Source organism: Pseudomonas sp. NPDC088368 (assembly GCF_044753445.1).
Taxonomy (GTDB): domain Bacteria; phylum Pseudomonadota; class Gammaproteobacteria; order Pseudomonadales; family Pseudomonadaceae; genus Aquipseudomonas; species Aquipseudomonas bambusae.
Genome location: NZ_JBIVNG010000003.1, coordinates 41,734 through 56,678 on the forward strand (window position 1 = coordinate 41,734; position 14,945 = coordinate 56,678).

The following is a 14,945-nucleotide window of genomic DNA, read 5'->3' on the forward strand; positions in this document are numbered from 1 at the left end:
GCGGATTTTGTTTGGTAGGCGCGATTGGACTCGAACCAACGACCCCCACCATGTCAAGGTGGTGCTCTAACCAACTGAGCTACGTGCCTGCTGTGGGTCGGCATTCTACGGATATTCAAATGTGTGTCAACGTCTTTTTTCACGTTAACCCTATGAATATGCGAATTTTTTGCAGAGGCCTCGCGGACGCGTTTCCACCACGCTCCGATCCGTCCCATGACCGTTGGTCGCCATGACGGCACTCTGTTCGATTCTCAAGAGCCTAAGTCAAGACAGGACCCTAGACATGGAGATCTCCCGATGAACAAATCATTTGCGGCACTGGCGCTGGGTTGTGCGCTGGCGTGTGGCTCGATGGCAGCGTTGGCTGGCGCGGCGTCTCCATCCGTAGGACCACCGCCCTCGCAGACGGGCCAGGATCCACGGATACAAGGCGCGGACATCGAACGACAAGGTACTGACATGGACCCAGCGAACCCGGCAAACGGCATTCGTCGCGGCATGAACACCGGCGCGATGAGCAACGGAACCGGCGGCAGCAATGACGTCGATTTGCCAGGCGGCTCTACCACCGGAAGCGGTTCGTCGGGCAGCGGTTCCAAGGCCTCGTCAGGCGGCTCGTCCAGCGCAGGCGGTGCTGGCGGCTAACCAATGCCAACCTCATGAAAAGGCGCCCGATCGGCGCCTTTTTCATGGCCGGAAAAAAGCCGGAACTGTCGTATCATCACATCCCTGTTACATCGCAGGGGTATTAAAGGCACAACCTCTCGCCCTGCCCTGTCGATAGCTGGGGAACATGATCGTGGGAATGAAAAAATCAGCGCTGGAACTCAAGCGCGACCTCAACGCCATCGCCGGCAACCTTGAACGCACGGCCGGAGAAATCAGCCGTTTGGCCGAGCGTATCAACGATGTAGACGTCGTGGCGGTGCTGCACCTGATGAACCAGCAGTACAAGGACGCGGATCGGTTACGGGCGTATGTGGATGAGATCAAGGCGGGACGTATTACGCGGGGCAAGGCCGAGACCTAGCGTGTTCAGGCTCGACACGTTCGACGACAAAAAAGGGCGACCCTCTCGGATCGCCCTTCTCATGACCGCCCAGCAGAGTGGATTTGTTTGGTAGGCGCGATTGGACTCGAACCAACGACCCCCACCATGTCAAGGTGGTGCTCTAACCAACTGAGCTACGTGCCTGCTGTGGAGCGGCATTCTACGGATATTCAACAGCCTGTCAACGGAGTATTTTTTATAACCGGCTGATAACTATCGTCTTTTGCAGAAATCCCATGCGGAGTGGCACATATATAAGACACCTAGCGGCCTCTTTCCCGCTGGTGACCGCCATTTATCTCAGGTAGGATCGCCCCATTCGTAAAAAATATTAAACAGGGGCCACAGGATGACGAACACCGCTTACCCTCAGTCTTATTACGCCGCGTCCGCCAATCACGCCCCTGAACGTCCGTCGCTGCAAGGTGAGGTGGAGACGGATGTGTGCGTGATCGGCGCCGGTTATACCGGGCTGTCGAGCGCGCTGTTTCTGTTGGAGAACGGCTTCAAGGTCACGGTGCTGGAAGCGGCCAAGGTGGGCTTCGGCGCGTCGGGCCGGAACGGCGGCCAGATCGTCAACAGCTACAGCCGGGACATCGACGTCATCGAGCGCACGGTCGGCGCAAGACAGGCGCAGTTAATGGGCGAGATGGCGTTTGAAGGCGGACGCATCATCCGTGAACGCGTGGCCAAATACCAGATTCAGTGCGACTTGAAAGACGGCGGTGTGTTCGCGGCCATCACCCCTAAGCAAATGGGTCATCTGGAGGCGCAGAAAAAACTCTGGGAGCGCTATGGCCATACCCAGCTGGAGTTGATGGACCAACGCCGCATCCGCGAAATGGTGGCCTGCGATGAATACATCGGCGGCATGCTGGACATGAGCGGCGGCCACATCCATCCGCTGAACCTGGCACTCGGTGAAGCGGCGGCCGTGGAGTCGCTGGGCGGCGTGATTTACGAGCAATCGGCCGCCATCAGGATCGACCGTGGCGCCAGCCCGGTGGTGCACACCGCCCAAGGCAAGGTGCGGGCGAAGTTCATCATCGTTGCGGGCAATGCTTATCTGGGAAATCTGGTACCGGAACTGGCCGCGAAGTCGATGCCGTGCGGTACGCAGGTCATCACGACCGAGCCGCTGAGCGAGGAGCTCGCAAGCACACTGTTGCCACAAGACTACTGCGTCGAAGACTGCAATTACCTGCTGGATTACTACCGTCTTTCCGCTGACAAGCGCCTGATCTTCGGCGGCGGCGTGGTATATGGCGCGCGCGATCCGGCGAACATCGAATCCATCATCCGTCCCAAAATGCTCAAGGCGTTTCCGCAGCTGAAGGACGTGAAAATCGATTACGCGTGGACCGGCAATTTCCTGCTGACCCTGTCGCGCCTGCCACAAGTCGGCCGTCTGGGCGACAACATCTATTACTCGCAGGGTTGCAGCGGCCACGGGGTGACGTACACCCACTTGGCGGGCAAAGTGCTGGCCGAAGCGCTGCGCGGACAGGCGGAACGCTTCGATGCGTTCGCCGGACTGCCGCACTACCCCTTCCCCGGCGGGCAGCTGCTGCGCACGCCGCTGACGGCGCTGGGTGCCTGGTATTACAGTTTGCGGGACAAGTTGGGGTTCTGATCACCCCACGCGGCAAAAGGTCTCGGGGGCGATGAGATGCCCCCTTTTATGACGCGTTTTCCACTGTGAAAGCGAAGTCATTCTGGGCGGCAATCCGACGAAAGATCTTTCAGGCGCTGGAGGGGCATGGTCCTGCACGAATGAATTCGCTCCCACAGGTGTTCTGCGGTGTGCCGGGCTTCTTGCGACCGACCTAACCCCTGTATCCAAAATGCCCATCACCGGCGTGCTGGCGTAGGCCGCATTCTCAATGCGCGGCATTCAACGCCTTCACCGCCTCACCCGCCGCCTGCTCCTGCCCCGCCTGCGCGAGATCATTCGCAGCCTTGAGCCAACGTTCGCGATCCACCGGCGATGGCAACTGACGAGGCCCCTGCACCAAAATCGCCCAGTTGCCCGCGTTGTCCCAGTCCGAAGTGAACTCGTCGAAACTCACGGTCAGGCGACCCAGCCCGGTATAGATGAGCATGTTGCGCTTGTTCTGGTTGAACCCGACAAGCACGCCATAGCGTTGCTCTTTCCACCACATCGAGCCTTCACTGAACCGCACCATCACCGGATAACCGGCGGACACCTGTGCCAGCAGATCAGGCAGTTGATGATCGACCGGGTACACCACGAAACCGTATTCGCGCGCCACGTTCGTCATGCTCTGTTCCAGGATTTTCTCCGACGCCGGCAGCTTCAACGGCTTTTCCAGCAAGCCGGGCGTGGTCTGCACGCCGTGCACACTCAGCATGCTGGCCAGCGCGAACGGTCCGCTTTGGTAGGACTTGCCCCGGAAGAACGGCACCGAGTTGAGCTCGACCCGGTCGGGCAGGCTTTTGTAGACGGGCGGATAACCCGGCTTGTACGCGTGAGGGTCGGCACACCCCGTCAGCATCAACGTCAAGGCCAGACCCCACCACATCCGTTTGCTTCCAGAGACTTCCATTCGAGACATTCTTCACTCACTTGTCAGGTGCCGGGGCAACCTGCAACCCGGCCTGGACGCCGATCATAGAGCCGCCGACGGTCCGGGTATAGCCTCTCTGCACAGTCGGTGGAACTGGATAGAACAAATCGGTCACAGAATTCCTACCACCGGTCAATTTTCAGCAACAACCCACGTACTAGACTGTCGATTACTGAGAGAACGAAGAGCGCAGAGCCGGAGGAACACATGAGCCTCGGAATGACCATTGTGATGTTGATCGCTGCCTGGCTGGCTGTGGCCGGTGCCATGCTGTGGGGAGTGATGCGGATTTCCCGCCGTCATCACCCGCATTATAGAAACTCAGAAACCACCCCAAAATCCGCGCCCATGAATGCGCGCAAACCCCGTCATGCCACGGCGCATTGACGCCCGTCCGACCTGATCGGATCACTAAAGAAAGCCGAAAAAAAACGGTCGGTGATGGTGTTCCCATCCCGACCGTTTTCATTGCGCCCGCCCTTTAGCTTTTAGCTGCCGCTGCCTGCGCGTCGAGCTTACGCTGCCGGGAACGACGCACCAGCATGTTCAGCACTTCGATCAGCGCCGAGAACGCCATCGCCGTGTAGACATAGCCCTTCGGCACGTGAGCGCCGAAACCTTCGGCAATCAGCGTCATGCCGATCATGATCAGAAAGCCCAGGGCCAGCATGACCACCGTCGGGTTTTCGTTAATGAACTTCGCCAAGGGCTCGGACGCCACCAGCATCACGATCACAGCGGCAATCACAGCGATGACCATGATCGGCAAATGCTCGGTCATGCCGACGGCGGTGACGATGCTGTCGATAGAGAACACCAGGTCCAGCATGAGGATCTGCCCGATGGCGGCCGCCATGCTCATCACGACGGTTTTGGAAATCGCGGCCTCTTCCTCGGTCTTGATGTCCATGCTGTGATGAATCTCGGTGGTCGCCTTCCACACCAGGAACAGGCCACCGGCGATGAGGATCATGTCTTTCCACGAGAACACCTGGCCGAACACGTCGACGACCGGCTCGGTCAACTGGACAATCCACGCCACCGTGCTGAGCAAGCCCAGCCGCAGAATCAGCGCCATGCTGATGCCGATGCGGCGCGCCTTCGTGCGCTGATGAACCGGCAGCTTGTTAGTCAGGATCGAGATGAAGATCAAGTTGTCGATGCCGAGGACGATTTCCATGACCACCAGCGTGGCCAGGGCGATCCACGCGGTGGGGCTTGCAGCCAGTTCTAAAAGGTATTCCATGTGCCGGTATCCATTGGGTCGCGTTGATGAGACAAGGCGGCATTCTAGGGACTGAAACACTTCAGTAAAATTCGTATTTATCAGGCGTATACTTCGCTTTTTACGAAGTGTCTGTGCCGAGGCGAATTCATGCTCAACTACCGTCAATTGCACTATTTCTGGGTGGTGGCCAAGACTGGCAGCATCGTGCGTGCCTGCGAGCAACTGAACCTTACGCCGCAAACCATCAGTGGTCAGCTTAGCCTGTTGGAGCAAACCTACGGGGTGGAGCTGTTCAAGCGGGTGGGACGCCAGCTGGAGCTAACGGAGATGGGCCGCATCGCCCTGCCCTATGCCGAGCAGATGTTTCAGCTTGGCGGCGAGCTGGAAGCGTTGCTGCGGGCGCAGCCAGATGAACAACAAATCCTGTTCCGGGTCGGTGTCGCGGACGTGGTGCCCAAATCCATCGTTTACCGGCTGATCGCTCCGACGATGGAATTGAGCGAGCCGATTCGCATCACCTGCCGAGAAGACCAACTGGAACGCCTGCTGGCCGACCTCGCCATTCAGCGCCTGGATCTGGTGATTTCCGACAGCCCCATGCCTTCGCATCTGGACATCAAGGGCTACAGCCAGAAACTGGGGGAATGCGGGGTGAGCTTCTTCGCCACGGCTGCCTTGGCGCGCACCTACGGCCAGGATTTCCCCCACGGCATGCAGGGCGCGCCGCTATTGATTCCCGGCCAGCAGACCGTGGTGCGAAGCCGATTGATGCGCTGGTTCGCCGAACAGAACGTGCAGCCGAGGATCGTCGGCGAGTTCGATGACAGCGCGCTCATGAAGGCGTTTGGCAAGTCCGGCAGTGGCATCTTCATCGCACCGAGCGTGATCGCCGATGAAGTGATGGCTCAGTACGACGTCGAACTGATCGGCCAGACCGATGCGGTGACCGAGTCGTTTTACGCGATCTCGGTCGAGCGCAAGGTCAAGCACCCCGGCATCGTCGCCATCACCGAAGGCGCGCGACGCCAGTTGTTCACCGACTAAGCGTTGCAGCCGACGGGGCGCGGCTTGAAGGTCATCAGCAGCAGGGCCAGCAGAATCGACAACAGGATGATCCCGGCCGCCGCGAAACCCAGGTTGGCCAGGCCGAGATGGTCGATCACCCGTCCACCGACGATGGCACCGATACCGATCCCCAGGTTCGCCCCGGCAATGTTCAGCGACGCGGCAAATGCCGGGGCTTCCGGGGCGGCCTTCATCAAGCGGACATGGCTGACCAGGAACAACGCCGCCTGCGTCACGCCCCAGACTGCAAGGGCCAACGCCAGGGCTGGCAGTGAATGCATGCTCGGCGCCACCATCACCATGCCGCCAATCATGAACGTGCAGAACGTCAGGCTGGCGATCAGCGGATGCCGGTCCACCAGGCGCCCACCCAGCGAATTGCCCAGCAGGCCCACGGCGCCAAAGCCCATCAGGCACCAGCCCACCACGGTGCCGTTGAACCCGGCCAGGCGTTCCAGCATGTCGGCCAGGTACGTGTAGGCCGTGAACATGCCGCTGAAGACCAGCACCGAGAGCAGCACGTGGCCCTGCATGATGGGGCTGCGCAGGATGCGGAACTGACTGCTGAACGACGCCTGATCCTTGTGCATGCTCTTCGGCAGATAGATAAACAGCAACAGCGCCTTGGCGAAGGCCATCACCGCCAGCACCACGAACGCGGTGCGCCAGCCGAACCCGTCGGAAATCAACGTGCCCACGGGAATCCCGAACACCGTGGCGCAGACGATACCGAAGCCGATCTTGGCGATCGCCCGTCCTGCGTGATCGGGGCCGACGATATCGACCGCCGTTTCACTGGCCAGCGCCCAGAACACCGGCAACCCGAGCGCCGGAATCAGCCGGGCTACGGCCATCACCCAGATATTCGGCGCGAACGCCGCGACCACGTTGGCGACGCCGAACATGATCAGCACCGAGATGAACAGACGCTTGCGCTCGAAGCGCGAAAAGTACGCGGTCAGGAACGGGCCAAAGCACGCCACGGTGAAGGCGAACAGGGTCACCAGCAGACCAGCTTGCGGGATCGTCACGGCCAGGTCGCGAGCGATGGCAGGCAACAGGCCAACGATGACGAATTCTGTGGTCAGCACGGTAAAGCCAGCTGCCGACAACAGGTAAATAGGGAAAAACATGAAATCTCCAAAAACGACAAAGAGACCAGTCCTTGCGGAGCGGCCAATCGGGATGACGTAGTGCGAAGCGCGGAGAGTACCAGACATCGGCGCCAGAGTCGGTCGACCGGCGCACAAAAACAAAACCGCCGCCCGAACAGATCGGACGGCGGCCGGATTCAGAGGTTCAGCGCAGGCTGACGGGCTGTATCAGTAGGTGCCCATGTAGTCGCGCTTGCCCACTTCCACACCGTTGTGACGCAGCAGGTCGTACGCGGTGGTGACGTGAAAGAAGAACTGTGGCAGCGAGTAGTGCAGCAGGTATTTCTGAGTGCTCATGCGTTTTTCTTTGTCGGTGCCTGGGCGCAACACGATTTCGCGCTCTTCGTGACCGTCGACCTGTTCAGGGGTGACGGTGTCGATGAAAGCCAGCACTTTGGTCAACAGGGCTTGCAGGTCGGCGAAGGTGACTTCGGTGTCTTCGGTGTCTTCGTACTTCGGCGGCTCGATGCCCGACAGACGCGCGCTCGCGCCCTTGGCGAAATCGACGGCGATCTGTACCTGGCGGACCAACTGGAACATGTCCGGGAACAGACGCGCCTGCAGCAGTGCGTCTGGCTGGATGTTTTTCGCGGTGGCGTGGGCTTCACCCTTGGCCAGCACGGCGCTCAGCGCGGTGAGCATTTGCTTGAAGACAGGAATCGAAGCGGCGTACAGAGAAAGGGTCATGACAGTTCCTGATGGAGTGAGTCGCATTGGGGAGGCATGAGTGACATGCGAACGCGGCTTGTCTTTTACCTCATCCAGCCCCTACCCTCATAGCCTTTTCAACACACAGGGAACGGGCCATGTCCACCGAGCTGGATTCCGATAACGGTCGCGACGACGCAGACACGCTGCAGTTGAACAGCACCGAAGTGCGTATTTTGGGCTGCCTGATCGAGAAGCAGGCCACCAACCCTGAAACCTACCCCTTGACCCTCAACGCACTGGTCCTGGCCTGCAACCAGAAGACCAGCCGCGAGCCGGTGATGAACCTGACGCCCGGTCAGGTCGGCCAAAGCCTGCGGGCGCTGGAAAGCCTGCAATTGACACGTCTGGTGATGGGCAGCCGCGCCGATCGTTGGGAACACCGGGCTGACAAGACGCTGGAGCTGGTTCCGGCACAGGTCATCCTCACCGGCTTGTTGCTGCTGCGCGGCCCGCAAACCGTCAACGAACTGCTGACTCGCAGCAACCGCATGCACGATTTTGAAGACACCGACGCGGTGGTCCATCAACTGGAGCGCCTGATCGGTCGCGGGCTGGCGGTGCTGATCCCGAAACAGGCCGGGCAACGGGAAGACCGTTACATGCACGCGCTGGGCGATCCGGCAGACATGGAAGCCATTCTTGCGGCGCGGCAGACTCCGGTGGAGCGTTCGAGCGGCGCGGGTTCGGCGCTGGCGGAACGGGTCGAAGCGCTAGAGGCGCGGATTAACGAGCTGGAAGAGCGGCTGGCGAAGCTGGAGGATTGAAACGGCTACAGATAGCCGCGACTTGATTGTCTGACCGATCTGTCTCTGTCGCCTGGTCGGCCGCATCGCGAATGAATTCGCTCCCACAGTTGAGCTGCGTCAGATCCAACATCTCGATGCGCACGGATTCCTGTGGGAGTGAATCTATTCGCGAAAGGTTTTTCAGGCGACACCCATGCGGTGAATCTACTGGCCCCAATCGCGAATGAATTCGCTGCCACGGTTGAGCTGCGTCAGACTCAACATCTCGATGCGCACGGATTCCTGTGGGAGCGAATTTATTCGCGAAAGGCTTATCAGGCGACACCCATGTGTTGGCTGTACGCGTCAGCCGCGAGCAAACGCCGCTGCGGCTTGATATTGCTCATCGGTGGGGCGGACGCCGGTGTAGAGCACGAACTGCTCCAGCGCCTGAATCGCGGCGACTTCATCCCCTGTGATCAAACGCTTGCCCGCTTTTTCCGCCGCGACGATAAAAGGCGTACGGGCCGGGGTGGCGACGACGTCGAACGCCGTGTCGGCGGCTTCAATGGCCGCTTTCTCGAAGGCCAAGGCATCCGCCTGATCCCCGGCCATCCCCAAGGGCGTCACATTGACCAACAAGCGCGGCCGCTCGCTGCCCAGGTCCGCTTGCCATTCAAACCCGCAGGTCTTCGCCAGCGCCCTGCCCGCCTGTTCATTACGCGCCACAATCAGGCCATCGGTGAAACCGGCATCCCGCATCGCGCAGGCTACGGCTTTCGCCATTCCACCGCTACCTCGCAAAGCAAACCGGGTACGTGGCACGGCATGGGTATCCACCAACTGAGCGATGGCAATGTAATCGGTGTTGTAAGCCTTCAGATGCCCGTCGGTATTGACGATGGTGTTGATCGACTGAATCGCCGCCGCCGATGAGTCCATCTCATCGATCAACGCAATGCTGGCCTCCTTGAACGGCATCGACACACCACACCCGCGAATGCCCAGGGAGCGCATGCCCGCGATGGCCGCCGGCAAGTCAGTCGGTGAAAAGGTCTTGTAATAAAAGTTGATGCCCAACAGTTGATACAGATAGTTATGAAACCGCACCCCAAAGTTGCCGGGGCGCCCGGCGAGGGACATACATAACAGCGTTTCCTTGCTTGCAGTCACTAACATGAAATCTCCCGAACGGTATTCGTTAACGCCCTGAGAAAGGCGTAGAATTCAGTTGCTTGCGGCATTAACCGAAGCATTTGTCATCAAAGTCACCGAATACCTTACACAAAATTTACGCAGCGGCTTCGCAGATTTCCGGAAAGTCGCTGTCTGATCAGTTATCCCGTGGCAGTGCCTGAGCATAACGCAGGCTCGCGACAACGGGACTGAACACCGAGGAACAGTCATGATTCGTCACATCCCCAAGGTTGCCTTGTTGTTAGGTGCCCTCGCCCTCGCAGGTCAGGCTGAAGCCCATGGCGGCGGCCCAGGCTGGGGTGGAGCGGCAGTGATCGGCGCAGTCGTCGGCGGCGTGGTGGGTGCAGCGGTGGCTTCCGGCCCTGTGTACGCCGCACCGGCTCCGGTGTATGCAGCGCCAGCGCCGGTGTACTACGCACCGCCGCCACCGCCTGTTTACTATCAGCCGGCCTACGTGGTTGAGCGTCCCGTCGTTTATGGCCCACGCTACTACGGTCCGCCACGCTACTACGGCCCACCACCGGGCTACTACCACGGTTATCACGGTGGCGGTCGCTGGTAACAGCGATGCCCTGAATCCAAACTGCCGGTCTTCGATCGGCAGCCTCCCGAATACCAGACCCCGCCTAACCGGCGGGGTTTTCGTTTCTGCTGAGTGTCGACCGTGGCGCTCGATTCTGAAGGGGTCACAGGTTTCGGATGAGAACGGATGCACAATTCCTGTGCCCCGGCAGCAAAAAAACTGACCTGTCACTCATCAATGACGACTATCGAGAGCGGTGATTTCTGCTGATCGGGATCGCGCCGTAAAGTAGCGCCATAGATTGATGGAGGCACTTATGACCAAGGTTCAGATCATGTCGGTAGTCGGCAGTGCAGTTCCCGCATCGCTTCGCGAACGTGGCTTGCTGGCCTGCTGGTACCTGGTCCAGAACGGCGAGCCGGTCAGCGGTCCTCTGCCCTCGTTGCCTGCGGCCCAAGCCCTGTCCCAGCAATTTGAAACCCGCAAGCTCAACAGCTGAACTGAATTCGTTATTCCCTGAATCGTGCGTTGCTCCGCACTTCCCTTTGGCCCGCATCCCAGATGCGGGCTTTTTTTTGCGCGGGAGACGCCGGCGGCATCCGCCTGTTTAACAGAATCAAACCCGCTCAGCCTGGGTCGCATTCACCTGGCAGCGATGTGCCAATTTCTGCAACCGTTTTTCCAACGCCCCGAGGACGACCCGGTCCGAACGGCCACTTTCCAGTTCTTCGATCATCTCATTCGCCACTAACCGCAGTTCATGAGCGATTACGACACGGTCGTCGTTCTGGTCCAGCTTGTGCGACTCGAACAGCCGGTGCAGGTAATCCTCAAGCGTGCGCTGCAAGCGGTGCCGATCCGCCGCCCGCAAATGCACGAGGTTCACCGTAATTTTCGCCAGCAGCTCATTGAGTTCGCCACACAGGTACTGCATCCGCCGCGCATAGCCGGTTTCGCGATCCCGCAATTGCTTGCGCTGCAACGCCAAGTCCTGACGTTTCTGAATCGCAGGCACCGTAATCGCCATCATCAGACCGACGATCAGGCCGATGGCCTGAATCCAGCCCGCCCAGTCCGACGGCCGCACGAACAAGCCCGCGACGAGCAAGAGCACCGCAACGATGGCCGCACCGAACACCAACGACGCGTAATCCTTGCTGATAAACCCTTTGGGCATTGCACAACTCCTAGGTCATTTGAGGGATAAACATCAATGGCGTCGAATGCTAATTCGTGACTGGCCGCAGTGCCATGAATATCGACACGCCCACCGCAAATACAGGTTTTTTGCTCCCTTAACCTGAACGGATGCCATACAAGCGGTTTTTAATACCAAAACGTCCTATGCCGGCCATCGACATAGTTAGAAACATGCTCCTAAAATGCGCCCATCTTGTTGTCGCTCTTGAAAAAAGTCCGACTGTCCACCCCCTCTCCATTCTTTTTAAGTGAGCTTCGCTCTTGAACATTCGCACAACCCTCATCGGCCTGTTTTTTGCGCTCACAGGCTCGGCACTTTCCACCGGTGCCCTTGCGAACGAACCCGCTGCTTTCAATCGTGACCCGGCCAATCTTCATCTGGCTTCCGGCAGCGCCATGATCACCGATCTGCAAACCGGCCAGGTCCTGTACTCCAGCAATCCCGACGTCATCGTGCCGATTGCTTCGGTCACCAAACTGATGACCGCCATGGTCACCCTCGACGCCAAGTTGCCGATGGACGAGATGGTCAAGGTCGACATCTCCCAGACCGCCGAAATGAAAGGCGTGTTTTCCCGCGTGAAACTGGGCAGCGAACTCAACCGCCACGACATGCTGCTGATTACCCTGATGTCGTCGGAAAACCGCGCAGCGGCAAGCCTCGCGCACAGCTACCCGGGCGGCTATCCGGCGTTCATCAAGGCCATGAACGCCAAGGCCAAGGCGCTGGGCATGAGCCACACCGTGTACATGGAGCCGACCGGTCTGTCGGTGTTCAACGTGTCCACCGCCCGCGACCTGACCAAACTGGCCCTGGCGGCGCGCAACTACCCATTACTGCGTGAGCTGAGCACCACCCAAGAGAAAACCGTGAGTTTCCGTAAACCCAACTACACCTTGGGTTTCAGCAACACGGATCACTTGGTGCGCAAGTCCAACTGGGACATCAAGCTGACCAAAACCGGCTTCACCAACCAGGCCGGGCATTGTCTGGTGCTGCTGACCAGCATGGCCAACCGTCAGGTGTCGGTGGTGATTCTGGACGCCTTCGGCAAGTTCACTCACTTCGCGGACGCCAGCCGTATGCGCCTGTGGATGGAGACCGGTAAGAGCGGTCCGGCACCGGAAGTCGCGTTGCAGTACAAGAAGGAAAAGAATCTGGTCATGAAGCAGAAAGGCCTGCAAGCGTCGGATTGATTCGACGCTTCGCATCATCGGATTTGCCCTCAATGGCGTTCGCCAGAACGCCACCTTGCCCCCTTCCCCGGCAGCGCTAAGCTGCGGAACTGACAACAGTTTCATCAATCCTGCCGCGCATAACGGCCGCGACCCGCTACGCTTGAGGTGTATCGGCTTGTTTCGGATACCGCTCGGGGGAGTAGCACCATGGTCGTCAAGTGGATAGTGGCTGCGTTGCATCTGTTGGCGTTCGGTTTCGCGCTGGCGGCGGTTCTGGCAAGGGGGCGGGCACTGCGCAGATTGCGCACGGACGATCCCCGTTCCTTTCGCGACGTGTTCGTGGTCGACAACATCTGGGCGGTGTCAGCGGGGATTCTGCTGATCACCGGCGCCTTTCGTGCGTTCGGCGGGCTGGAGAAAGGCTCGTTCTACTACCTCCATCAACCCTTGTTTCACCTGAAAGTCACGGCCTTCGTGGCGATTCTGGCGCTGGAAGTTGTGCCGATGTTCGCCCTGATCAAATGGCGCATCGCGTTCAAGAAACAGCTCCCCATCGACACCTCCCGCTCACGACGTTTCGCCCGCATCAGCCACATGGAAGCGGCGTTGATGGTGATTATCGTGATCGCGGCGACGGGGATGGCGCGAGGGATTTTGTTGAGTTGAAAACGCTACGAAGCAAAAGCTCTGGTCGCGCCACCATTCTGCTTCTGCCGAAGGCGTGGGAGCTGGCTTGCCTGCGATCTGACGGGAACCGTCAGTGAAATCAGCTAACCCGGTGTATCAGCATGATTGAGTCATCAGGTCTTGCTGTTGCTTCGCAACAGATCGTAGGCAAGGTGGAGCGCCACCCCGGCACTCCCACGGCCTGCGGCCAGAAGCGGATCGAGGTATAGCCATCATTTCGGGCCAGAATCAAAAAACGTGGCACCGGATCGAACGCCGCAAGCGCCACCAAACTCAACTCACCCAAAACACCATCAACATCACGTTCGCCAGCGAGATCAGGCCGAACAGCCCCCACGCCAGGACCTTGGTCACGGTGTTATTGGCAAACGGCCCCATGAGCTGTCTGTCGCTGGTGAAGCGGATCAGCGGCCACAAGGCGAACGGCAGTTGCAGGCTGAGGACGACCTGGCTCAGCACCAGCATCTTGCCCACCGCCCCGTCGCCGAACCAGATCACGCCGGCCAGTGCCGGAATCAGCGCCAACGCCCGCGTGATCAGGCGGCGTTGCCAGCACGGGATCTTGGCGTTGAGGAAACCTTCCAGCACCACCTGACCGGCGATGGTCCCGGTGAACGTCGAACTCTGCCCCGCCGCCAGCAGCGCAACCCCGAACAGCACACTGGCCAGGGCGCCGCCCACCAGCGGATCGAGTAGGTGGTAGGCGTCCTGAATTTCCACCACGTCGGAATGGCCGTTGCCATGAAAGGCCGCCGCAGCAAGGATCAGGATCGCTGCGTTGATCACCAGCGCCAGGCTCAGGGACGCGATGGTGTCGACCCGCGCATAACGAATCGCACTGGCCTTGCTCTCGACAGAAGTGCCGTTGACCCGGGTCTGCACCACTGACGAGTGCAGATAGAGGTTATGGGGCATGACGGTCGCGCCCAGAATGCCGATGGCGATGTACAGCGGTTCTTGCTGACTCAACACGTCCCACGACGGTTTCAACCCGGCAACCACGTCCGGCCAGAAGGGTTTGATCAGCACCAGTTCAATAAAGAAGCAGGTGGCAATGGTGGCGATCAGGCCCAGAATGATCGCTTCCAGACGACGAAAATTGGCGCCCTGCAACGCCAGCACAATCACCGTGTCGAACGCCGTCAACGCCACGCCCGTGGTGATCGACACGCCGAGCAGCAGGTGAAAGGCCAGCGCCGCGCCCAACACTTCCGCCAGGTCCGTCGCGAGAATCGACAGCTCGGCCAGAATCCACTGCCCCATGCCCACACGACGGCTGTAGCGTTCAGCCGACAACTGCGCCAGGTCTCGGCCGGTGGCGATCCCCAGACGCGAACACAAGTTCTGCAACACCATCCCGGACAGGCTCGCCAGCACCACCACAAACAGCAGCGCGTAACCGAAACGCGACCCCGCTTCGATAGCCGTCGCCCAATTGCCGGGGTCCATGTAGCCGATGGAGATCAGCAGGCCCGGCCCGACGAACAGCATCAGCTTGCGCAGGAACGAAGCATTGGCCGGAATCGCGACGGTGTCGGTCACGGCAGAGGGGCAAAACGGCGCAGTGGCGGTGGTGGGGAGTTTGTATTTCACGGGAGTCCGGCGGGTGATTGCGATCAGCCATGAAGCTTAAA

At 59.7% G+C, this 14,945-nt stretch carries 17 protein-coding genes and 2 tRNA genes; 10 read left to right on the forward strand and 9 right to left on the reverse strand.

What is annotated here, in order from left to right; genetic code table 11:
- Positions 1–12: 12 nt before the first annotated feature.
- Positions 13–89, reverse strand: a tRNA-Val gene (locus tag ACIQAL_RS06630).
- A gap of 211 nt (positions 90–300) precedes the next feature.
- On the opposite strand from ACIQAL_RS06630, the gene ACIQAL_RS06635 reads away from it, so the two are divergent.
- Together ACIQAL_RS06635 and ACIQAL_RS06640 are read left to right on the forward strand one after the other, a co-directional pair.
- Positions 301–648, forward strand: a complete 348-nt coding sequence (locus ACIQAL_RS06635) for a hypothetical protein (protein WP_401143870.1) — start codon at positions 301–303, stop codon at positions 646–648.
- A gap of 160 nt (positions 649–808) precedes the next feature.
- Entirely contained in the window at positions 809–1,033 is a 225-nt protein-coding gene (locus ACIQAL_RS06640; RefSeq protein WP_256665182.1) for a hypothetical protein, read from the forward strand.
- 88 nt (positions 1,034–1,121) lie between these two features.
- Here ACIQAL_RS06640 and ACIQAL_RS06645 read toward each other — a convergent pair.
- Positions 1,122–1,198: transfer RNA gene (locus tag ACIQAL_RS06645), tRNA-Val, on the reverse strand.
- Positions 1,199–1,403: 205 nt separating this feature from the next.
- Between ACIQAL_RS06645 and ACIQAL_RS06650 the strand changes: the two genes are divergently transcribed.
- Positions 1,404–2,687: an NAD(P)/FAD-dependent oxidoreductase gene (locus ACIQAL_RS06650; protein ID WP_401143872.1), complete on the forward strand. Its 1,284-nt coding sequence runs from the start codon at positions 1,404–1,406 to the stop codon at positions 2,685–2,687.
- A 247-nt stretch (positions 2,688–2,934) separates the two neighbouring features.
- Here ACIQAL_RS06650 and ACIQAL_RS06655 read toward each other — a convergent pair whose 3' ends face one another.
- Positions 2,935–3,621, reverse strand: coding sequence for a cysteine peptidase family C39 domain-containing protein (locus ACIQAL_RS06655; protein WP_401143874.1), 687 nt, complete (start codon positions 3,619–3,621; stop codon positions 2,935–2,937).
- Positions 3,622–3,849: 228 nt separating this feature from the next.
- Here ACIQAL_RS06655 and ACIQAL_RS06660 point away from each other — a divergent pair, with 228 nt between their 5' ends.
- Positions 3,850–4,029 (forward strand): hypothetical protein, encoded by a 180-nt coding sequence (locus ACIQAL_RS06660; protein WP_401143876.1) that lies wholly within the window; start codon positions 3,850–3,852, stop codon positions 4,027–4,029.
- A 94-nt stretch (positions 4,030–4,123) separates the two neighbouring features.
- On the opposite strand, the gene ACIQAL_RS06665 is transcribed toward ACIQAL_RS06660, so the two are convergent.
- Positions 4,124–4,888: a TerC family protein gene (locus ACIQAL_RS06665; protein ID WP_401143878.1), complete on the reverse strand. Its 765-nt coding sequence runs from the start codon at positions 4,886–4,888 to the stop codon at positions 4,124–4,126.
- A 129-nt stretch (positions 4,889–5,017) separates the two neighbouring features.
- Between ACIQAL_RS06665 and nhaR the strand changes: the two genes are divergently transcribed.
- Complete coding sequence (nhaR, locus tag ACIQAL_RS06670; protein WP_401143880.1) at positions 5,018–5,914, forward strand: transcriptional activator NhaR; 897 nt, start codon at positions 5,018–5,020, stop codon at positions 5,912–5,914.
- On the opposite strand, the gene ACIQAL_RS06675 is transcribed toward nhaR, so the two are convergent.
- On the reverse strand, positions 5,911–7,068 hold the full coding sequence (locus tag ACIQAL_RS06675; RefSeq protein WP_401143882.1) for an MFS transporter: 1,158 nt from the start codon (positions 7,066–7,068) through the stop codon (positions 5,911–5,913). The genes nhaR and ACIQAL_RS06675 overlap by 4 nt on opposite strands.
- A 189-nt stretch (positions 7,069–7,257) precedes the next feature.
- Positions 7,258–7,776 (reverse strand): DUF1993 family protein, encoded by a 519-nt coding sequence (locus tag ACIQAL_RS06680; RefSeq protein ID WP_401143883.1) that lies wholly within the window; start codon positions 7,774–7,776, stop codon positions 7,258–7,260.
- 119 nt (positions 7,777–7,895) lie between these two features.
- Between ACIQAL_RS06680 and ACIQAL_RS06685 the strand changes: the two genes are divergently transcribed.
- A complete protein-coding gene (locus tag ACIQAL_RS06685) occupies positions 7,896–8,564 on the forward strand; it encodes a YceH family protein (protein ID WP_401143885.1) in 669 nt (222 codons plus the stop codon).
- A gap of 327 nt (positions 8,565–8,891) precedes the next feature.
- Here the strand turns inward: ACIQAL_RS06685 and ACIQAL_RS06690 are convergent, their stop codons facing one another.
- Positions 8,892–9,704, reverse strand: coding sequence for a shikimate 5-dehydrogenase (locus tag ACIQAL_RS06690; protein WP_401143887.1), 813 nt, complete (start codon positions 9,702–9,704; stop codon positions 8,892–8,894).
- A gap of 226 nt (positions 9,705–9,930) precedes the next feature.
- On the opposite strand from ACIQAL_RS06690, the gene ACIQAL_RS06695 reads away from it, so the two are divergent.
- Together ACIQAL_RS06695 and ACIQAL_RS06700 are read left to right on the forward strand one after the other, a co-directional pair.
- Entirely contained in the window at positions 9,931–10,284 is a 354-nt protein-coding gene (locus tag ACIQAL_RS06695; protein WP_341964040.1) for a hypothetical protein, read from the forward strand.
- A 277-nt stretch (positions 10,285–10,561) separates the two neighbouring features.
- On the forward strand, positions 10,562–10,744 hold the full coding sequence (locus ACIQAL_RS06700) for a hypothetical protein (protein ID WP_341964039.1): 183 nt from the start codon (positions 10,562–10,564) through the stop codon (positions 10,742–10,744).
- 117 nt (positions 10,745–10,861) lie between these two features.
- Here the strand turns inward: ACIQAL_RS06700 and ACIQAL_RS06705 are convergent, their stop codons facing one another.
- Positions 10,862–11,422, reverse strand: coding sequence for a hypothetical protein (locus tag ACIQAL_RS06705; protein ID WP_401143890.1), 561 nt, complete (start codon positions 11,420–11,422; stop codon positions 10,862–10,864).
- A 284-nt stretch (positions 11,423–11,706) separates the two neighbouring features.
- Between ACIQAL_RS06705 and pbpG the strand changes: the two genes are divergently transcribed.
- Entirely contained in the window at positions 11,707–12,642 is a 936-nt protein-coding gene (pbpG, locus tag ACIQAL_RS06710; protein WP_401143892.1) for a D-alanyl-D-alanine endopeptidase, read from the forward strand.
- A gap of 189 nt (positions 12,643–12,831) precedes the next feature.
- Positions 12,832–13,290, forward strand: coding sequence for a DUF2214 family protein (locus tag ACIQAL_RS06715; RefSeq protein WP_401143894.1), 459 nt, complete (start codon positions 12,832–12,834; stop codon positions 13,288–13,290).
- Between the two features lie 294 nt (positions 13,291–13,584).
- Here the strand turns inward: ACIQAL_RS06715 and ACIQAL_RS06720 are convergent, their stop codons facing one another.
- Positions 13,585–14,904, reverse strand: coding sequence for an Nramp family divalent metal transporter (locus ACIQAL_RS06720; protein WP_401143896.1), 1,320 nt, complete (start codon positions 14,902–14,904; stop codon positions 13,585–13,587).
- Between the last annotated feature and the right edge of the window lie 41 nt (positions 14,905–14,945).